Annotated in this window: 23 protein-coding genes and 1 tRNA gene; 14 read left to right on the forward strand and 10 right to left on the reverse strand. The window is 69.7% G+C overall.

Features of this window, described 5'->3' with window-relative positions:
* The first annotated feature begins 92 nt into the window (after positions 1-92).
* Positions 93-815, forward strand: a complete 723-nt coding sequence (locus VM681_06365; GenBank protein ID HVL87613.1) for a hypothetical protein — start codon at positions 93-95, stop codon at positions 813-815.
* A gap of 81 nt (positions 816-896) precedes the next feature.
* Positions 897-1700 carry a PAS domain-containing protein gene (locus VM681_06370; GenBank protein HVL87614.1) on the forward strand — a complete coding sequence of 268 codons (804 nt, stop codon included), beginning with the start codon at positions 897-899 and terminating at the stop codon, positions 1698-1700.
* A 293-nt stretch (positions 1701-1993) separates the two neighbouring features.
* Here VM681_06370 and VM681_06375 read toward each other — a convergent pair.
* Positions 1994-2066 (reverse strand) — tRNA-Gln (locus VM681_06375).
* Positions 2067-2154: 88 nt separating this feature from the next.
* On the opposite strand from VM681_06375, the gene VM681_06380 reads away from it, so the two are divergent.
* From VM681_06380 to VM681_06390, 3 genes are all read left to right on the forward strand, one after another.
* Entirely contained in the window at positions 2155-2700 is a 546-nt protein-coding gene (locus tag VM681_06380; GenBank protein ID HVL87615.1) for a DJ-1/PfpI family protein, read from the forward strand.
* Between the two features lie 60 nt (positions 2701-2760).
* On the forward strand, positions 2761-3102 hold the full coding sequence (locus VM681_06385; protein HVL87616.1) for a hypothetical protein: 342 nt from the start codon (positions 2761-2763) through the stop codon (positions 3100-3102).
* A 98-nt stretch (positions 3103-3200) separates the two neighbouring features.
* On the forward strand, positions 3201-3734 hold the full coding sequence (locus tag VM681_06390) for a hypothetical protein (protein ID HVL87617.1): 534 nt from the start codon (positions 3201-3203) through the stop codon (positions 3732-3734).
* On the opposite strand, the gene pdxS is transcribed toward VM681_06390, so the two are convergent.
* Entirely contained in the window at positions 3637-4644 is a 1008-nt protein-coding gene (gene pdxS / locus VM681_06395) for a pyridoxal 5'-phosphate synthase lyase subunit PdxS (protein ID HVL87618.1), read from the reverse strand. The two genes, VM681_06390 and pdxS, sit on opposite strands and share 98 nt — an antisense overlap.
* Positions 4645-4799: 155 nt before the next feature.
* On the opposite strand from pdxS, the gene VM681_06400 reads away from it, so the two are divergent.
* Entirely contained in the window at positions 4800-5273 is a 474-nt protein-coding gene (locus tag VM681_06400; protein ID HVL87619.1) for a hypothetical protein, read from the forward strand.
* Between the two features lie 5 nt (positions 5274-5278).
* Here the strand turns inward: VM681_06400 and ileS are convergent, their stop codons facing one another.
* Positions 5279-8563 carry an isoleucine--tRNA ligase gene (ileS, locus tag VM681_06405; GenBank protein ID HVL87620.1) on the reverse strand — a complete coding sequence of 1095 codons (3285 nt, stop codon included), beginning with the start codon at positions 8561-8563 and terminating at the stop codon, positions 5279-5281.
* A 52-nt stretch (positions 8564-8615) separates the two neighbouring features.
* Between ileS and VM681_06410 the strand changes: the two genes are divergently transcribed.
* Complete coding sequence (locus tag VM681_06410; GenBank protein HVL87621.1) at positions 8616-9020, forward strand: NUDIX pyrophosphatase; 405 nt, start codon at positions 8616-8618, stop codon at positions 9018-9020.
* A 22-nt stretch (positions 9021-9042) separates the two neighbouring features.
* Positions 9043-9261, forward strand: coding sequence for a hypothetical protein (locus tag VM681_06415; GenBank protein ID HVL87622.1), 219 nt, complete (start codon positions 9043-9045; stop codon positions 9259-9261).
* Positions 9262-9301: 40 nt separating this feature from the next.
* Here VM681_06415 and VM681_06420 read toward each other — a convergent pair whose 3' ends face one another.
* The 3 genes from VM681_06420 to VM681_06430 are packed head-to-tail and all read right to left on the reverse strand — an operon-like array spanning position 9302 to position 11457.
* Positions 9302-9709 (reverse strand): arsenate reductase ArsC, encoded by a 408-nt coding sequence (locus VM681_06420; GenBank protein ID HVL87623.1) that lies wholly within the window; start codon positions 9707-9709, stop codon positions 9302-9304.
* Positions 9706-10413 (reverse strand): MIP family channel protein, encoded by a 708-nt coding sequence (locus VM681_06425; protein HVL87624.1) that lies wholly within the window; start codon positions 10411-10413, stop codon positions 9706-9708. The genes VM681_06420 and VM681_06425 overlap by 4 nt, the downstream gene beginning before the upstream one ends.
* Before the next feature lie 39 nt (positions 10414-10452).
* Positions 10453-11457 (reverse strand): phosphate uptake regulator PhoU, encoded by a 1005-nt coding sequence (locus VM681_06430; protein HVL87625.1) that lies wholly within the window; start codon positions 11455-11457, stop codon positions 10453-10455.
* 85 nt (positions 11458-11542) lie between these two features.
* On the opposite strand from VM681_06430, the gene VM681_06435 reads away from it, so the two are divergent.
* Together VM681_06435 and VM681_06440 are read left to right on the forward strand one after the other, a co-directional pair.
* The gene (locus VM681_06435) at positions 11543-12163 is read left to right on the forward strand and encodes a DUF47 family protein (protein HVL87626.1); all 621 of its coding nucleotides are present in this window, start codon (positions 11543-11545) and stop codon (positions 12161-12163) included.
* 4 nt (positions 12164-12167) lie between these two features.
* Positions 12168-13193, forward strand: a complete 1026-nt coding sequence (locus VM681_06440; GenBank protein ID HVL87627.1) for an inorganic phosphate transporter — start codon at positions 12168-12170, stop codon at positions 13191-13193.
* Here VM681_06440 and VM681_06445 read toward each other — a convergent pair whose 3' ends face one another.
* Genes VM681_06445 through VM681_06455 form a run of 3 tightly spaced genes read right to left on the reverse strand, consistent with a single transcriptional unit; the run spans position 13194 to position 15726 of the window.
* Positions 13194-14027, reverse strand: a complete 834-nt coding sequence (locus VM681_06445; protein HVL87628.1) for a metal ABC transporter permease — start codon at positions 14025-14027, stop codon at positions 13194-13196.
* On the reverse strand, positions 14011-14778 hold the full coding sequence (locus tag VM681_06450; protein ID HVL87629.1) for a metal ABC transporter ATP-binding protein: 768 nt from the start codon (positions 14776-14778) through the stop codon (positions 14011-14013). The genes VM681_06445 and VM681_06450 overlap by 17 nt, the downstream gene beginning before the upstream one ends.
* 6 nt (positions 14779-14784) lie before the next feature.
* Positions 14785-15726: a zinc ABC transporter substrate-binding protein gene (locus VM681_06455; protein ID HVL87630.1), complete on the reverse strand. Its 942-nt coding sequence runs from the start codon at positions 15724-15726 to the stop codon at positions 14785-14787.
* 205 nt (positions 15727-15931) lie between these two features.
* On the opposite strand from VM681_06455, the gene VM681_06460 reads away from it, so the two are divergent.
* The 3 genes from VM681_06460 to VM681_06470 are packed head-to-tail and all read left to right on the forward strand — an operon-like array spanning position 15932 to position 17061.
* Positions 15932-16363 carry a CopG family ribbon-helix-helix protein gene (locus VM681_06460; protein HVL87631.1) on the forward strand — a complete coding sequence of 144 codons (432 nt, stop codon included), beginning with the start codon at positions 15932-15934 and terminating at the stop codon, positions 16361-16363.
* A 25-nt stretch (positions 16364-16388) separates the two neighbouring features.
* Positions 16389-16700 (forward strand): Rieske 2Fe-2S domain-containing protein, encoded by a 312-nt coding sequence (locus tag VM681_06465; protein ID HVL87632.1) that lies wholly within the window; start codon positions 16389-16391, stop codon positions 16698-16700.
* Between the two features lie 43 nt (positions 16701-16743).
* Positions 16744-17061 carry a DUF309 domain-containing protein gene (locus VM681_06470; GenBank protein ID HVL87633.1) on the forward strand — a complete coding sequence of 106 codons (318 nt, stop codon included), beginning with the start codon at positions 16744-16746 and terminating at the stop codon, positions 17059-17061.
* Here the strand turns inward: VM681_06470 and VM681_06475 are convergent.
* Positions 17039-17422 carry a DUF4440 domain-containing protein gene (locus VM681_06475; protein HVL87634.1) on the reverse strand — a complete coding sequence of 128 codons (384 nt, stop codon included), beginning with the start codon at positions 17420-17422 and terminating at the stop codon, positions 17039-17041. The genes VM681_06470 and VM681_06475 overlap by 23 nt on opposite strands.
* A 198-nt stretch (positions 17423-17620) precedes the next feature.
* Here VM681_06475 and VM681_06480 point away from each other — a divergent pair, with 198 nt between their 5' ends.
* Positions 17621-18592 carry a replication factor C small subunit gene (locus VM681_06480; GenBank protein HVL87635.1) on the forward strand — a complete coding sequence of 324 codons (972 nt, stop codon included), beginning with the start codon at positions 17621-17623 and terminating at the stop codon, positions 18590-18592.
* Positions 18593-18689: the final 97 nt, after the last annotated feature.

Below are 18689 nucleotides of genomic sequence, written 5' to 3' on the forward strand. Positions count from 1 at the left end.
GGCGTGAGTTGCATCCGAAAGTCCCCGGCGGGCGGGAGTCCAAACCCGAACTTCCGTCACATACATCCTCCCGAAGCGACGGAAGGCTTGCCGTGCGCCGCCTCACGATGACCCTTGCGCTTGCCCTGCTCGTCCTCGTCCCCGTCGCGCTGGCCGGAGGAAGCCCCGTCCGGACGCAGTCGGCGACGGTCGTCGAGGGCCACACGGTCCTCGCCGACATCGTCCGGCAATCGACCGTCTCCTTTGCCGCCGTCGCCGGCACGGCCGAGGTCCGCACGACCGTCCGCGGCGTTCTGTGGTTCAACGACGAGGAGCTGTTCCCCGGCGTGACGCTCTCGCGCGAGGCGCAGGGCAACTTCGTGCTTGCCACGGAGGCCGGCGACGACGATCCGCGGCGGCATCTGCAGCGCGCGCGGTACGTCGAGAGCTACGCGTTTGTCGATCCAAACGCCCAGTCGTGGATCGTGGACCGCTACGAGTACGACGGCTGCGGGGTCGCGGTCGCGCTCGTCTCCGCAAGCGTGGGCTGCGGGACCGAGCCCATCTTCGTCGTGGCCGTGGGCCCCGACGCCTTCGATCCCACGCTGTCGCGCCGGTACAACTTCGTGAACCTCGTGCGCCTGGACGCGCTCGACGCGGTGCGGGCCAACGGTCAGCGGCATCCCGACCCGTTCAACGGCCCGCCCACGGGCGACAGCCACCCGCCGGACGTCGCAGCGCACAACCACGACACGGCGAAGGTCGACCTCTGGTTCTCGCGCGAACGGCCGCCGGAGCCCGCGGTGCGCCGGTTCCTGTTCGTGGATACGGCTTAGCGCGGCTCGCCGCGTGTCCGTGATTTGCCCACAGACACTCGCTTTTCCCACGCGACGGGTGTCCTCGCTGGGGCGAGGTTCTTGCCGCTCGGAGCGTCCACGGAGGCAATCGAGACGGTCACCGGATTGCGTCCGCAGGCCCTGCTGCGCGAGATCCCGATCCCCTTTTGCATCCTGGGCGGCGAGGAGCTCCGCCTTGTGTACGCGAACGTGGCGTTCGAACGGACCTTCCGTGGGCCCGTCGTTGCGGGATTGGCCGTCGCCGACGTCCTTTCGACTCCCGTGGTCGTGGCCCTGCGCGATCTCGTGCTGCGGGTCCGGACCCAGGGGTACGGCGAGGCGCTTGAGGTCTGGACGCCCACGGGGCGCTTCGATTTCCTGGCCACCGCCCTTGCCGAGCCCCCGGGCGCCGTCGCCGTCGTCGCTCGCGAGGCCGAGGCGCATGCCGCCGCGCAGGAGCGCCTGAGCGGCGAGCTTGCCGCCGAGCGCGCCAAGGTGGCGACGAGCTACGCCGAGCGCGCCCTCGTGGAGGCGGCGATCGAGGCCGTGGGGGCGCTGCTTTGCGTCGTGAACGCCGACGGGCGGATCGTCGAAGCAAACTCCGCCTGGCGAGTGCACCTCGGTCACAAGCCTTCGTCGCTTGCGGGCCGGCGGCTCCTCGACGTCGTGGTGCCGCAAAGTCAATCGGCCGCGCAGGAGATCGTCGACGGCGCGCTCACGGGCCGCTCGGGACGCTGCGCGGCCACCTTCCGTCACGCCGACCAGCGCGCCGTGGCCATCGCGTTGCATGCGGTCGCCGATCCCCGGCCGGGCCCGCCCCGCGCGTTGCTCGTTGGGCAGGCGATCGAGGCCGCCAGCCTTCACGCGGCCGATCCGACCTCGTAGAATTGCCCCGCCTGGATCGGTCTCTTCGGCATAGCCCCGCCTGGATTCGCAGCGTCTCGCTGCGCTCGACGCTTCCTCCGGTTCGGTGCCCGCCGCCTCGCGGCGACCGAACCGTCGGACTTCGCGGAACCGCTTCGCGGTTCCGCTTCGCCGTCGGCCGCTGCGCGTCCGCCGGCTTCGCGGAATCGCCTTGCTCGGCCTTTGGCCTCGCGTCGGCGATCCCGCTCGTCGAATCCTGGCGGGGAACCCCACAATCGCCGCGGCCATCGGCTGTGGCCGATGGCCGAAGGAAGTAGCCCCGCCTGGATTCGAACCAGGGTCAAGAGATCCAGAGTCTCCTATGATTGGCCGCTACACCACGGGGCTGGTGCGGCGCGAATACCGCCGACCGCCCTTTAAATATTGCGGGCACAGGCTCAAGCCCGCGCGCCCGGATGCGGATGCGGGTGTCGGCATGCCGGGCAAGCTTCTGGGCAAGCAGGTCCTGATGGTGATCGCGCCGGAGAACTTCCGCGACGAGGAGTACGCCGAGCCGCGGCGGATTCTCGAGCGCGAGGGCGCGGTCGTCAAGGTCGCTTCGACCAAAGTCGTGCAGGCGACAGGCATGCTTGGCCTCAAGGTGAACGTTGGGAGCAGCCTGGAGGGACTGAAGGTCCAGGACTACGACGCCGTCGTCGTCGTGGGCGGAAGCGGCAGCCCGCGACACCTTTGGACCTCGCAGACGCTCCACGGGCTCGTGCGCGAGGCCGACCGCTTGGGAAAGGTCGTCGCCGCCATCTGCCTGTCGCCGGCCGTCCTCGCAAAGGCGGGACTTTTGGCGGGCAAGAAGGCCACGGTCTACGACGGCGAAGGCGCGATGGACGAGCTGCGGCGTGGCGGAGCCACCCTGGCCTCCGACGTGCTCGTGCGCGACGGGCGCATCATCACCGCCAGCGGGCCGGAAGCGGCCGCGGCCTTCGGAGATGCCCTCGTCGAAGCGCTCACGGCGACGCCGAAGTAGCCGCGCGAGGGCCGATTCAAAGCGAAACCCGTTTTAGCGGCGAGGCTGTACCCTCGCGCGGTGATGGCTCTGGCCGCCGATCCCGTCGTTCCGAAGAAAGTGGAAGAAACGCCTGCGCCCGCGCCGACGACCGTGACTCCCGAGCCGTCGGCGCTGGACCGCATCACGGACCTGCTCACGCCGCCCGTTCCCGCGCCTCCGGCCGGCCCCGAGCCCGGATTTGTCATGGAGCCCGCCCGCGCCAAGGCCAAGAAGGCCAAGAAGAAGCTCAAGAAGAGTGCCAGCAAGAAGAGGGGTACGAAAATGGCGAAGAAAAAGACCATGCGCAAGGGCGCAGCCCGCAAGAAGACCGCGAAGAAGAAGACCGCCAAGAAGAAAGGCGGCGCGAAGAAGCGCCGATAGATTCGACAACGGGAAGGGGCCAGGCGGGGGCCGCGACGGCCCCCGTCCACTTTTTCGCCCCCGAAAGCTAGAGGTCACCCCGCGGCGCTCCCGGGCGCATGCGCGCGACCCGCGGGGCCTTGGCGGCGTCTGCCATCCTGTTCACGGCCGTCTCCTCGGTGCTGGGCCTTGGCGGTCGCGTTGCCCTCTCCGGCAACCCCGGCCTTGTCCCCGAGATCGTCTTCCGCGTCTGGACGGCAAGCCTGGCCGCCGACGCGATCTTCATCCTCGGGAGCATGGGCACGTTCCTTCTGGCCCACCGCCTGGCCTCCTCCGGCCGCGCGATCGAGAGCATCGTGTTCTCCGGCGCGGCCACGTATGCGACCTACGTGGCGAGCTACCTGGCGCTTCCATTCTACGCCCTGTTCCGCGCCTCCTTGCCGCCGGTCCCCGGAAGCCCGGGGGATCCCCTGGGCTTTGTGCTGCAGTGGGGCATCGTCGGCATCCTGGCGGCGGCGGTTCTGCCGTGGGCGTTCGCGCGCCAGCACGAGGGCGCTAGGCTCCCCTTCCCGCCAGGCGTTGCTCCACCGGAATCCGATCCACCTCGAGACCCCGCATGGGCTCCCCAAGACCCCGCGAGACCTCCGCAATGACCCTGGGCTCGTCGAAGTGCGTCACGGCCTCCACGATGGCGCGCGCCCGCGTCGCCGGATCGGACGACTTGAAGATGCCGCTGCCCACGAACACGCCGTCGTTTCCAAGCTGCATCATGAGCGCCGCGTCGGCGGGCGTCGCGATGCCGCCGGCCGCAAAGTCCACGACGGGGAGGCGGCGAAGCCTCTTCACGTCCTTGAGGATGCCGTGGAGGCCCTTGCGGACCTCCGCGAGCGTGGAGCCGCCAAAGACGATCGTCGAGGCGGTGACCTTGGCGCCGGGGTTCGCCTCGCGCGCGAGCACGGCGTAGCGGTCGGCGAAGGTCTCGGCAAGGGCGCGAAGCTGCGCGTCGCTTGCCGCGGTCGCCTGCGCGATCGCCTGGACGATGAGACGCCGGTGGCGGACGGCTTCGACGACGTTGCCGGTGCCCGCCTCGCCCTTCGTGCGGATCATGGCCGCGCCCTCGAACATGCGGCGGCTGGCCTCGCCAAGCTCGCGCGCGCCGCACACGAAGGGGACGGTGAAGGCGCGCTTGTCCACGTGGTAGTACGGGTCGGCGGGCGTGAGCACCTCGCTCTCGTCGATCATGTCCACGCCGAGCTCCTGGAGCACGCGCGCCTCGGCGAAGTGGCCGATGCGGCACTTGGCCATGACGGGGATCGTGACGGCGTCCACGATCTCGGCCACGACGCGGGTGTCGGCCATGCGTGCCACGCCTCCTTGCGCGCGAATGTCGGCCGGCACGCGCTCGAGCGCCATGACGGCCACGGCGCCTGCGTCCTCCGCGATGCCGGCCTGCTCGGGCGTGGTGACGTCCATGATGACGCCGCCCTTCTGCATCGAGGCAAAGCCGCGCTTCAAGAGGTCGCTTCCGCGGCGGAACGTGGAGAGGTCCAGGGAGACGGGCATGTTTTCTCGCTTGGCAAGCCAGCGCGGCGTATTTTAGCGTTTGGCCTCCTGGGCTGGGCAATCGACCGGGACCGGCGCTTCCCGTCGTGCGATCGCGCGCGCCGATCGTACGCCCGAGCCGTAAGTTCTTGGCCGCAGGGCGCGATGCTGCGACGATGGCGGACGCGGCATGGCAGCGACGGCTCCGGGAGCGCGCCATCGGCTGCCGGTTCTCCGACCACGACCTCCTCTACGACGCCGGCCTTTGGCCCGCCGTACCGCCCGAGTACAAGATCGCGGGCCTCGTGGGTCTCACCTTCCGGCTGGCCGCGCGCGCGTCGGGCGGGCACGTGTACGTGACCGCGCTCGACGTGGGCGCCGCAGCGCGCCTGGGTGCGCGGCTGGGTCTCGACCCGGCGGCCTCCGTGGCCATGGTCGACTCGCACGAACGCGTGCACGTGGCGTTGCAACTCGAGGACGAGGGCTTGCCGGTCGACAAGGAGGAGGCGCACTCGCGCTGGGTGGACGCCGTGTGGCTCTCGCTTCGCCACCCGCGAGCCGAGGCGCTCGTGCGAGCGGGGGACTTTGGCCTCGTTGAGCACGTGGATGCCGGGTTCTGGGAGGCGCTTGTCCTTGAGACGCGAGACTGAGGGCCTCAGCGCTTGCGCGCGCGCGCGGGCTTGGCGGGGCGCGGACGCGCGGACGCGCGGGCGGGCCGCTTGGTCGCCCGGGGCCGGGTCGGCCGCGCGGGCGAGAGGGCGATCGTGACGGTCTCCCCCTCGACGTCCCACTCCTTCGTCCACGTGCCGCGTGGCGCTTGCCCGAACTCGATCGAGACGCTGCGCGTGGCGCCTTTCACGTCGTCGAGGTTCGCGCGCAGGAGCGCGGTCGTCTCCGGCGAGGCGGCGATCCGCGCGGCGATCGTGGCCGTCACCTCGAGATCCGCCTCCTTCCGCATCTCCTGGATCCGGCGGGTGATCTCGCGCGCCATCCCTTCGGCCTTGAGGTCGTCGGGGATGTTGGTGTCCACGTAGACGGAGCCGCCTTGAAATTCGGCGCCGACGTACTCGGCCGAGAGCTTCTCCTGGAAGGTCACCATGTCCGGCGTGAGGGTGAAGACCATCTCCTCGTGCGTGAGCTCCACCTTGCCCAGGACCGAGAGCTCCTTCTCGATGCTCTCGATCTCGGCGGGCGTGAGGGACCGCAGGCGCTCGATGACAAGCGGACCGTCCTGCCGGAAGGTCTTCCCGATCACGTTCTTCACGGGCAGGATCTCCTTGGCAAAGCGGCCCCACCGCGAGCCGACGTACTCGACGCTCTTTGCGTTCGTCTGCTCGGCAAGGAGCGGGCCGAACCGCGCGACGACCTCGGAGAGCGCGGGCTCGCCGGCGACCCACAGCGTCCGCACGGGCCAGCGCAGCTTGAGGTTGGCCTTCGCCCGCGCCTGGGCGGCGGCGTCGACGATGGAGCGCGCGCGGGAGAGCTGCCCTTCGAGCGCCGGGTCGCGCCGGTTGGGCCGCGCCTTGGGCCAGTCCTCCATGTGGACGCTCTCGCGCTCGCCTCCGAGGTCCGCGTGCAGGGCCTCGGCGACGTGCGGGGCGTAGGGCGCAAGGAGCCGCGCCACGCCCGAGAGGGCCTCGTGCAGCGTGGCGTAGGCGGCAAGCTTGTCCCGGCTCGCCTTCTCCTGCCACGTGCGGTCGCGCACCAGGCGCACGTAGAAGCGGGAAAGGTCCTCCAGGACGAAGTTCGCAAGCGCTCGGGCGCCCAGGTGATAATGACTGGTCTCGAACGCCGTCGTCACCTCGTCGCGCACGGACTCGAGCCGTGAGAGGAGCCACCGGTCCTCGCGACGGGCGTGCTTGAGGCCTTGCGGCGCGTCCGACGCGCGGAAGCCGTCGAGCGCCATGTACGTCGTCGCGAAGACGTGGACGTTCCAGAGCACGTTCAGCATGCGCTGGTGGTTGCGAACGGCTTCCCAGGAGAACGCGACGTCCTCCCAGGGCGCCCCGGAGAGGAAATAGAAGCGCATCGCGTCGGCGCCGTGCTTGGCGATGACGTCGTGCGGCGGAATGATGTTGCCAAGCGACTTCGACATGGGCTTGCCCTCGGGGTCGAGCGCCCAGCCGTGCATGAGCACGCGCTCGTAGGGCACCGCATCGAGCGCCGCGACGCCGGCGCCAAGCTGCGAGTAGAACCAGCCGCGCGTCTGGTCCTGCGCCTCCGTGATCCAGTCGCACGGGAACCACTTCTTGAACTCCCTGTCCGACCCGGGATACCCAAGCTGCGCCCAGCTCGCGCAAGCCGAGTCGAACCACACGTCGAAGACGTCGGGCACGCGGCGCATGAGCGCCTTGCCCCCGCACGCGTCGCAGCGCAGGAGCACGCCGTCGATGCCCGGCCGGTGGAGGTCCATTTCCTTCTTGTAACCCTTCGCCGCGTGCCTGGCGAGCTCGCGGACGGACCCGACGATCCGCGTGTGCCCGCGCTCGCACCGCCACGCCGGGATGGGAATGCCCCAGTAGCGCTGCCGCGAGACGCACCAGTCGCGCGCGTTCTCGACCCAGTCGCGCTGGCGTGCGGAGCCGGCCCACTCGGGCGTCCACGCCACCCGGTCGACCTCGGCGAGCATCTTGTCCTTGATCTTCGTGATCGCCACGAACCACTGCCGCGTGGTGCGGTAGAGGATCGGGGTCTTGCACCGCCAGCAGTGGCCGTACCGGTGCGTGATGCGCCCCTCGTGCAGGAGGAGGCCCTTCCCACGAAGGCTCTCGACGACTGCGGGGTCCGCCTGCTTCACGTCGACGCCGGCAAACGGGCCGGCTTCGTCGGTGTACCGCCCGTTCTCGCCGACAGGGCAGAAAGGCGGAATCCCGGTCTTCTCGCCGACGGCGAAGTCCTCCGCGCCGTGCCCAGTCGCCGTGTGCACGAGGCCCGTGTTCTCCGCCGTCACGTGGTCGGCCAGCACGACGGTGTTGTTGCGCGGCGTGGGCGGCGAACGATGATAGGGCAACTCCTCGGCGAACGGGTGGCGGTAGCGCACGCCCTCGAGGTCGGCGCCCACGACGTGGCCGAGCACGGTGTGGTCGTCGTACCGGCCAAGCGCCAGGACTTGCTCGACGAGCGCGTCGAGCAGGATGAGCGTCTCGTCGCGGCCGTCCTTCCTCGCGAGAACCTTCGCGTAGCTGAACGTGGGGTGCGCCGCGACGGCGACGTTGGCTGGAAGCGTCCACGGGGTCGTGGTCCAGATGACGAGGAAGGTGTTGGGCGCGTCGGCCAAGGGGAACTTCACGTACACGGCCGGGTCGTCCTCGTCCCAGTACTCGACCTCGGCCTCCGCAAGCGCCGTCTCGCAGCGGGGACACCAGCTCATGCCACCCTTCTCGGCCTGGTAGACGAGGCCTTTCTCGTTCGCGCGCGCAAGAGCCCACCACGCGCCCTCGATGTAGGCGTTGTCGATCGTGCGGTAGGGATTCTCCCAGTCGAGCCACACGCCAAGCTCCTGGAACTCGGCGGTCATGCTCTCGAGGTAGCCAAGCGCGAAGTCGCGGCACTTCTTCACGAACTTCGCCATGCCCATCGCCTCGATGTCCTTCTTGTTGGCGATGCCAAGCTCCTTCTCGACCTTCACCTCGATCGGAAGGCCGTGCATGTCGAAGCCCGCCTGGTCGCGCACGTCGCGCCCCTGCATGCGCGCAAACCGAAGCTGAGCGTCCTTGAGGATCTTGTTCCAGGCCGTGCCGAGGTGGATGTGGCCCGAGGTGTACGGCGGCCCGTCGATGAAGTAGAAGGGCTTGCCCCCCGCGCGAAGCTTGCGCGTCCGCTCGTGCACCTTCGCCTTGCGCCACCACGCCTGGATGCGCGGCTCAAGCTCCCGCGGATCGTACGACTTCGCGGCGCGCGCCACGGGCTTGCTGCGTGCGGCTCGAGAAGCTCGAACCATCGGGCCCGCTAGGGAAGCGAGATATTTAAACGGTTGTGCGGTTCCCGCGGCGATGAAGCGTCGCGAGGTCGTCACGTGCTTCCTGCGGCGCCCGGACGGAAAAGTCCTTCTGCTGCGACGCAGCGACCGCGTGCAGACCTATCCGGGCAAGTGGGCGGGCGTGAGCGGAAGCTTCGCGGGCGAGGATCCCGAGACGGGCGCGCGGCGCGAGATCCTCGAGGAGACGGGCCTTGGGCCGCCCTCCGTCCACCTCGCCCGTCGCGGCGATCCGATGCGCGTGTTCGACCCGCAGCTTGCCGCGGAGTGGATCGTGCACCCGTTCCTGTTCGACGTGGCGCCGGGCGCGGAGCCCACGCTCAACTGGGAGAACGAGGAGAGCCGTTGGGTCGATCCGGACGAGATCGAGCGTTACCCCCACGTGCCCGCCCTCCCGGAGACCTTGCGAAAAGTACTTTGACCGCGCCGCAGGATGGGATTCCGTGCAATCGAAGACCCTCCTGTTCGTCTTCGCGTGCGCCCACTGCACGCTCACGGGCGCCGCCGCCGTCGCGGCCCTTGGCCTGGCGGCGCTTCCTACCTTCCTTGGCGTGCCCCTGTCCTCGCTGCTCGTGCCGCTGCTGGTCGCAGGCGGCGTCGTCGCTCTCCTTGCGCTGCACATCCGAAGGCTCGAGCGCGAGGCGTGCGAAATCCCGCCGTGACGCCCGACGATGTATACGTTCGTATACGTATGTATGCATCTCACAGGAGGCGTTCACGAGACAGAAGGTCGCGCACCCTTCGCTCGATCTCGTCGCGCACCTGCCGCACGCCGTCGAGGTCCATGGTGATCGGATCCTCGAGCTTCCAGTCGATCGTGCGCTTGCCGAGAAACGCGGGGCACGCGTCCTCGCCGCAGCCCATGGTGACGACGAGGTCGGCCTCGTCGCGGATCCACGCCTCGTCGAAGCCCTTGCTTTGGTGGCCGGAGATGTCGATGCCCTTCTCGCGCATGGCCTCGATGGCCTTTCGCGAGACTGCGCCCGCGGGCCGGCTGCCGCCCGAGCGCGCGTCCACACGGTCGCCGGCCATCGCCCGCGCGAACCCCTCGGCCATCTGCGAGCGCGCGGCGTTGCCCACGCAGGCGAAGAGGATGCGGAACGCCGTCAAGACGATCTCTCCAGATCGACCGGTCCCGCGACGCCCAACGGCGACGGCGGCGCCCTGCCCGGCCGCAGATATTCGTACGTGAACGCGGCGGCCACGCCTCCGACGACCGGCGCGACGAGGTAGAGCCAAAGGTCGGCAAACTGCCCGGACACGAGCGCGGGGCCAAGGCTGCGGGCGGGGTTCATGCTGGCGCCCGTGAAGGGGCCCGCGACGAGGGCGTCGAGCCCGATGGCAAGCCCGATGGCAAGGCCCGCCGCGCCGGGCGACGCGCGCGGATCCGTCGCGACGCCGAAGATCACGAGGACGAGAAGGAAGGTCGCGAGCGCTTCGAGCGCAAGGCCCGAAACCGCCGACACGTCGGGGGACAATGTCGTCGCGCCAAGGTCGGCGACGGGTCCGTGGATGGCAAGGAGGGTCCCGGCGGCGGCCGTCGCTCCGGCCGCCTGGGAGGCGAGGTAGCCGGGCACGAGGCGCCACGGGAAGCGGCCGGCCGCCGCAAAGGCGAGCGTGACGGCGGGGTTGATGTGCGCCCCCGACACGTGCGCGAGGGCGTACACGACGACGAGCACGACAAAGGCGAAGGCGAGCGCGATCCCGAGGTGGCCAAGCGCGCCCGTGCGAGCCTCGGCGAGGATGGCGCCTGCGCCGAAGAAGACGAGGAGGTAGGTTCCCAGGGCCTCGGCGAGGGCGGGTCGGGCGTCCACGCCCGGAATGGGCGTCCCGTCCACTTGAAGGCCGCGGCGCTACTTCGCGTACAGGTGGTTGATGGCGATCTCGCCGATGTCGGTCCCGTAGTTCCCCGTTCGTTCGATGGATTCAAGGACGAGCGTCAACGGTAGGACGATCTCGGGACGCAGCTTCACGAGCCGGCCCAGCAGGTCCTTCTTGATCGCGGAGAGCTCCTTCGAGCGGCGGATGGCGACGTTGGCGCGCTCGAAGTCCTCCCCGTAGAGCGCCTCCACGGCTTCCTGCACGATGGACAGCGAGACGGCGCTTGCCTCGCGCAGCTCCTCCAGGATGGCAGGCGGGATGCGCGAGCCGGCGAGCGTGGGGACCGTCTGCGCCATGCGCGCCGCGTGGTCCCCGATGCGCTCGAGGATGCGGCCCACGAGGAGGAACCCGAGCCCCGTCGTGCCCGTCACGCCCATGCCCTCGGCCGCGCGCGGATTGCGGAGGACGAGGTGGTACTGCTTGTTCACGAGCCAATACAGCCGGTCGAGCTCGTCGTCGCGGCCCTCCACGTCGCGCCCAAGCTCCGCGTCGGAGTCGGCGATGGCCTTCATCGCGTCCTCGTGCATGGAGCGCGCGACGCGGCTCATGCGGCGCACGCCGCGCCGCATGTCGAACTCCGACGTGTCCGCGAGGTCCTGCACGACGATGCGGTCGGAGGTCTCCTCGATGATCTCCGCGCCCATGAGGCGGCGGACGAGCTCGCGCACGAGGGCGCGCTCGGCCGGCCGGATGCGGGGCGACTCGATCTCGACGAGGTCGAACCCGGCGAGGTACGCGGCGATCACGCGACGCTGGAGCTCGTCGCGGCTCTCCTCGGCGAGGCGGATGCGCGCCGTCGTGCCGCGGCCGTTCTCGCGGCGCCCGGGGCGGCCCGGCGTGAGCACGAGGGTCCCGTCGCCTTGGGCCTGCAGGCCGACGAGATCGCCGGCGCGCAGGCCGGCCTTGCGGGCCCAGGGCTTGGGAAGCGTGACGGCGAAGGTCGCGCCGCCGGTCTTCTGGATCTTGCGGTACTCCATCGCGGGCGCACGGACTATGGAGTCTATATAGATTCGGTAGGTAAGCCTCAAGCCGCGCCGGTGCGTACGCGGTCGCGGTGAGGTGATGGCGCTTCGCGAGATTCTTTTTCCGCAGGAGCGGACGTTCTTCGATCTTCTCGAGAGGGAGTCCTCGGTGGTCCTCCGCGGCACGGAGGCTCTGCGCGACTACCTGCAAGCCGGCGCCGGCGTCGATCCCAAGCCGATCAAGGACATCGAGCACGAGGGCGACCTCGTCGTCCACGAGATCTTCGAGCGCGTCAACGCGACGTTCATCACGCCCATCGACCGGGAGGACCTCGGACGTCTGGCCTCGGCGCTCGACGACGTCCTCGACTTCGCCTGGGCGACGGCCAACCACGTGCACCTCTACAACGTGAAGCCGACGCCCGCGCTCGTCGAGCTTGGCACCATCCTGCACGCGCAGATGGGGCACCTGAACAAGGCCGTGCTCGGCCTGCGATCGTTGCGGAACGTCGACGTCGCTCGACACCTCGTCGAGGTGCACCGCTTGGAGAACGCGGCCGACGACATCAAGAACCGGTCCGTCGCGGAGCTCTTCCGGGGATCGTACTCGCCGCTCGACGTGATCAAGTTCAAGGACGTGTACGAGGCCATCGAGATGGCGACCGACAAGTGCGAGGACGCGGCCGACGTGATCCGGGACACCCTCGTCAAGTACGCGTGAGCCCATGGCCTACGAGTTCGAGATCCTCGCGGGGCTCGTCGCGCTGGCGCTGCTGTTCGACCTCTACAACGGCATGAACGACGCGGCGAACTCCATCGCGACGGTGGTGAGCACGGGCGCGCTCTCGCCGCTTGCGGCCGTCCTGTGGGCCGCCGCGTTCAACTTCGCCGGGCTGTTCGTGTACGGCACGGCGGTGGCAAAGACGATCGGCAGCGGCCTTGTCGACGTGGCGGCGCTTCCGGTGGGCATTCCCCTTGTGACCTTCGCGGCGCTCGTCGGCGCCATCGCGTGGGCGGCCTTTGCCACGCACACGGGGCTTCCCGTCAGCATCAGCCATTGCCTCATCGGTGGACTTGTGGGCTCGGGCGTGGCCGCCGGCGGCGCAAGCGTCCTCATCTGGGGCTCCCCGATCAAGGGGCTCATGAGCACGTTCCTCTTCATCGTGCTCTCGCCGCTCATCGGCTTGGTCCTCGGGCTTTCGATCCTCGCCGCCGTCGCCTGGGCCCTCCGGCGGCGAAGCCCGGGCTCCATGTCCCGCGGATTCCGCCTCGCGCAGCTCTTCTCGTCCGCCTTCTACAGCATCGGGCACGGCGGCAACGACGCCCAGAAGACGGCCGGCATCATCACCTTCCTTTTCATCGGCGTGGGCCTCCACGCCAAGGACGACCCGATCCCGTTCTGGATCCTGCTTGCAAGCTTCACGACGATTGCCATCGGCACCATCCTTGGCGGATGGAAGGTCATCCGCACGCTGGGCCAGCGCGTGACGGCGCTGCGGCCGCACCAGGGTTTCGCCGCCGAGACGGGAGGCGCCGTCACGCTTGCCATGACCGCCGTCGCCGGGATTCCCGTGAGCACGACCCACACGATCACGGGATCCATCATCGGCGTCGGAACGGCGCAGCGCTTCTCGGCGGTGCGTTGGGGCGTGACGCGCCGCATCTTTGGCGCTTGGATCCTCACGATCCCCGTGAGCGCCACCGTGGCGGGGCTTGTCCTGCTGGCCTCGCTGGCGCTCGGCTTGCGCTAGTCAGGGGGCGACGACGCCTCGGGCGCCCGAAACCCGTCGGGCGACGAGCGAGAGGGCGAACACGGAGACGGACGAGAGCGCGATCGAGGCGCCCAGCGGAAGGTCGGCGGCAAACGCGAGGTACAGCCCGGCGACGACCACGAAGAGCGCGACGGCGACGCTGCCCAGGACGGCGCGGCGGAAGCTTGCGGCCACTTGAAGCGAGGCCGCGGCCGGCACGACAAGCAGGGCGGACACGAGGAGGACGCCGGCGACGCGCGCGGTCACGACGACGGCCAAGGCGGTGGCCACCGCAAAGCCGATCTCGAGCGCGCGCACGGGCAGGCCCGCCACGCGGGCGCCGTCGGCGTCGAGCGTGACGTAGAAGAGCTCCTTTTCGAACACGACCACGAACGCGCCCACGGCAAGCGCAAGCGCCGCCAAGAGCGGAAGGTCGGAGGGACCGACGGCAACGAGGCTTCCGAACAGGAAGCTGAACAGATCGACGTTGAACCCGCCCGAGAGGCTCACGAGGACGAGGCCCGCGGCAAGGCCGGTCGTGAAGAAGATCGCGATGGCCGTGTCGGTGAGGACAAGTCCCCGCGCCCGCAGGAGCTCGATGCCCACGGCGGCAAGGACGGCGAACGCGACGGCCACGCCGAAGGGGAACACGTTGGCAAAGAGCCCAAGGGCGATTCCGCCAAAGGCGATGTGGGCAAGGCCGTCGCCGATCATGGCCGCGCCGCGGAGGACGACGTAGACGCCAAGCGCGGACGCGATCGCCGCGGCCAAAAGGCCGGCCACGAGCGCGCGGACGACGAACTGGTACTCGAAGATCTCAAGCCCGGGAAGCATCGCGCACCCCCCCGTGCGCAGGCTCCGGATGCGCGCCGAAGAGATGGTGTAGGTCCTCCTCCGAGGCGATCGAGGAGGCGGCGGCGTCGAAGGTCACGCGGCGGTTGAGCGCGACGATGCGGTGCACCGAATGGAAGAGCGAATGCGTGTCGTGCGAGACGAGCACGATCGTGAGCGCCCGATCGTGGTTGAGGTGGTCCAGAAGCTCGTAGAACGTGTGTCGCGTCGCCGGATCGATGCCCGTCGTGGGCTCGTCGAGGAGCAGGAGCTCGGGCTCGCCCGCAAGCGCCCGCGCAAGGTGCACGCGCTGCCGCTGGCCCCCCGAGAGCGTGGAAAGCCGCGCCCGCCCGAGGTCGGCAAGGCCCACGGCGGAAAGCGCCGCCCGGGCGGCCGCGCGGTCTTCCCGCGCGAACGGTCGCCCAAGCCCGCGCCGGCCCGCGCGTCCGAGGAGAACGATCTCGTCCACGGTCGCCGGGATGTGCGGGTTGGGATGCGCAACGTGCTGCGGAACGTAGCCCACGCGATGCCACGCTCCGAAGCGCTCGCGAGGCGTGCCGAAGAGCTCGACGCGACCGTCGAAGGGGACCAAGCCCACAAGCGCCTTGAGGAACGTGCTCTTGCCGGCCCCGTTGGGACCCACGACGCCCACGTACTCGCCGGAATCCACGCGTAGCGTCACGCGATCCACGACCGTCTCGCCGTGGTAGCGTACCGTCAGATCCTGCGTCGCAAGGCAGGCGGCAGGCGGCATCGAACCTCACCCGCAGCGCATCGCAAGGCGCAGGTTGGCCAGATTCTGCCGGTGCAGATCGAAGTAGGTCTTTCCGGCGGCGCGCTCCTCGGCGGTGAGGCCCTCGATGGGATTGAGCACGAGGACCTGCGCGCCGACCTCGTCTGCGATCACCTCGGCCACGCGGGGCGAGACGAGCGTCTCGAAGAAGACGTGCGTGAGGTTGAGCGCGCGGGCGAGGTTCACCATCTCGCGGATCTTGGCCGGCGAAGGCTCCGCCTCCGGCGTCAGGCCGTGGACGCTGTGCATGAGGAAGTCGTACCGGTCCGCGAGGTAGCCGAAGGCCGCGTGCGTCGTGAGGATGTTGCGGTTGCCGCACCGGGCAAGCCCCCGCTCGAACTCGCCGTGCAGCGCGGCAAGCTCGGCCGAGAACGAGGTCGCGCGGGCGCCGTAGGCGGTCGCGTTGCCCGGATCCGCCCGGGCGAGGCCGGCCCGGATGTTCTCGACGACGCCCTGCGCGAGGACCGGGTCGAGCCACACGTGCGGATCCTTTGTCCCTTCGTGCTCCTCGTGCGTTCCCGTCTCGTCCTGCCCGGGGTCCCCCTCGTGCGGCCGGTCGGCCTCCCGCAGCGCAAGGCCGCGGGTCGCCTCCACGACGACCGCCCCGCGCGCGGTGAGGTCCCGGACGAACTCGTCGGCCCACGGCTCGAGGCCGGCGCCGTTGTAGACGAACACGGACGCGCGCTCGACGCGGACCCGTTCGGAGGGCCGGGGCTCCCAATCGTGCGGCTCCGTGCCGGCCGGGACGAGCGTGGCGACCGCGAGGTTGTCGCCGGCGATGCGCTCGGCGAAGAAGGCGAGCGGATAGAAGGTGGCGACCACCGGCGCCTCGCGCGCGCCGTCTTGGCCTTGGAGGCAGCCGGGAAGGGCAATCGCAAGGGCAAGGGCGAGCGTACGTAGCGTCCGCATGCGTGGGGTTCACGGAGCAGGGCCTATTAATCCGCTTTGGCGGATTGCGAGCCCGGTGCTGCTTTTGTTAATAAGGATTCATAACCATGGTGCCTTCTGGTTCACAGCGGGTTTCTTTTCGCCTGGGGCAGGCTGTCCAACGGCTAACAAAGTGGTATGGTTGGCACGGGGAAGGTTTCATAAAATGGAAAGCCCTGGGGAGCGCATGGGCGTCGTCAGCGTATCGCTTCCCGAATCGCTCGTCGAGGAGACGGACCGCCTGATCGCCCGGCGCGGGTTTGCCGGCAGGTCCGAGGTCGTGCGGGCGGCGCTGCGGGAGTTCCTGGCCGCCGCGTCGCAGGAGACCGAGCGCAAGGGCCGCCGCGCCGCCACCCTCACGCTCGTCTACCCGGAGGGTCACGAGCGCCACATCGGGGAGATCCGGCACGCGTTCAACGACATCGTCAAATCCATGGTCCATTCGCACACGGGCGAGGACTGCATCGAGGTCTTCGTGCTGCAGGGGGACGCCGACCGCATCCGGGCGTTCTCGGAGCGTCTCCGCAACTACCGGGAATCGCGCCTCGTGCAGACGGTCTACGCGGACGCCTCGCCCGCGGGCGATGAGCCGGCCCGGCGGCCGGGCCGACGCGGTTAAGGAAGGCGCCTGCGTTGGGCCGACGATGACGGAGGTCTCCGCCGGCCCGCTCGCGCGCATCCCCGAGGGGGGCTGCGTGCTCGTCGAGCACGGGCCTTGGCTCCTTGCCGTGTGGAAGATCGGCGGGGCGCCGCACGCCGCCGACGCCGTGTGCCCGCACCGCGGCGGGCCCTTGCACGAGGGGACGCTCGAAGGCGCCGTCGTCACGTGCCCGCTGCACGCGTTCCGCTTCGACGTGCGCACGGGTCGCAATCCGTTCAACCCCGGCTCGCGCATCGCCGTCTTCCCGGCGCGCGTGACGCCGGACGGGGAGGTGCTCGTCGACGTCCCCGCGTGAGCCCGGTCCGGGCTTCCCGCCGCTTTGCGACCCGCGCTTCCTCCTGGCCGTCGAGCACTTCGACGCCGGGCGCTACTTCGAGGCCCACGAGGCGTGGGAAGCGGTCTGGACGTCGAACTTCGAGAAGGCTCTCATCCAGGCCGCCGTGGCGCTCCACCAAGCCTCGCGCGGCAACCGCCACGGCGCGCGGCGCATGCGCGAAGGCTTCCTGCGCTACGCCGAACCGTACCGTCCGTCGTGGTGGGGCGTGGACGTCGAGCGGCTCGTCGCGGACGTGGAAGCCCGCCTCGCCGAATCCCTCGATCCGGCGCCCCCCTCGGGGCGCCACGAGGCGCCCCTCAGGTTTCCGTGGCTTGCGTGAAGTGCGTGGCCAGGCAGCGCCAGCCCTCGGGCGTGGGCTTCCAGATCTCAAAGAGGGTGCCCTCGGACTCGCGCGTCTGGCCGGCTTTCTCGTCCACACAGCGATACTTTGCCAGCACGAAGACGACCTCGCCAGCCTCGCGCGCCACGGTCGGCTGGACGGAGAGCTCGAGCACCGTAGCGCCCTCGCGCCAGTCTCGCACCGTGCGCTCGCGGTCCTTGGGCGTGCCGTCGGGCCCCACGCTCAGGTAGTCCTTGGCGAGGCGAGCCGCGTAGGCGTCCCACCGGCCGGCCGCCACGGCCGCGTAGGTCTCCTGCATGGCCGCGAGCGCTTCTTCGGCGGCGCGGGGGCTTTGGCTCACGCGCCGCCAAACGGCCGGGAGCGGAAAAAGGCTTGGGAAAAAAGACGACGGGCGATCGCGACGGTCGCCCTTCTTTGACGAACGAAGCTTCCGTCGCGAACGCTCGCGAAGGAGACTTGGCCCGTGTCGGCAATGACGCTTGCGGGACGATCCCGTGAGCCCAAGCCTTATGCCCCGGCCGCCCGTTGCCGGCAGCCGATGGACGAGATCTGGGTCGAGAAGTACCGGCCCCGCCGGCTCGCCGACGTCGCGGGCCAGGACGCGATCACGTCCCGACTCCGCTCGTACGTGAAGGCCCGCAATTTCCCCCACCTTCTCTTCGCCGGCCCGCCGGGCACCGGGAAGACCACCTGCGCCATCGCGCTTGCCCACGAGCTCTACGGCGAGCACTGGCGCCAGAACTTCCACGAGCTCAACGCCTCGGACGAGCGCGGCATCGACGTCATCCGCGGCAAGATCAAGGAGTTCGCCCGCACGGCGCCCATCGGCGGCTCCTCGTTCAAGATCATTTTCCTCGACGAGGCCGACAACCTCACGTCCGACGCGCAGGCGGCGCTGCGCCGCACGATGGAGCGGTACGCCGGAACCTGCCGCTTCATCCTGTCGTGCAACTACTCGTCGCGCATCATCGAACCCATCCAGAGCCGCTGCGCGGTCTTCCGCTTCCGGCCGCTTACGCTCGAGGACGTGAAGAAGGTCGTGCGCGACATCGCCAAGGCCGAGGATCTCGAGGTGACAAAGGACGCGCTCGAGTCGCTCGTGTACGTCGCGCAGGGGGACATGCGCCGGGCGGTCAACACGCTGCAGGTCGCCGCGAGCCTGGGCAAGAGCGTGGAGGAGGACGCGATCTACAAGGTCACCGCGACGGCGCGGCCGGAGGACGTCCGCGCCATGCTGGAGACCGCGCTTGCGGGCAACTTCCTTAAAGCGCGCGAGTCGCTCGACAACCTCCTCGTCGAGTACGGGCTCTCGGGCGAGGACGTCGTGAAGCAGGTGCACCGCACCGTCTTCGACCTCTCGCTTCCCGACGACGTGAAGGTGAAGCTCGTGGACAAGATCGGCGAAGTCTCCTTCCGCATCGTCGAGGGCGCCAACGAGCGCATCCAGATCGAGGCCCTGCTCGCGCAGGTCGTCCTCGTCGGCAAGGGGCTCCCGCCGGTCAAGAAATAGGCAAGGCGCCGTTTGAGGCCCGGTCCGAAAGGTTCTTCAAGTCCGCTTCGACCTCGCACGTGCATGCGTCCGACCGTGTGGCTCGCGCTGGCGCTGC

The organism is Candidatus Thermoplasmatota archaeon (genome assembly GCA_035541015.1).
Lineage (GTDB): Archaea > Thermoplasmatota > SW-10-69-26 > JACQPN01 > JAIVGT01 > DATLFM01.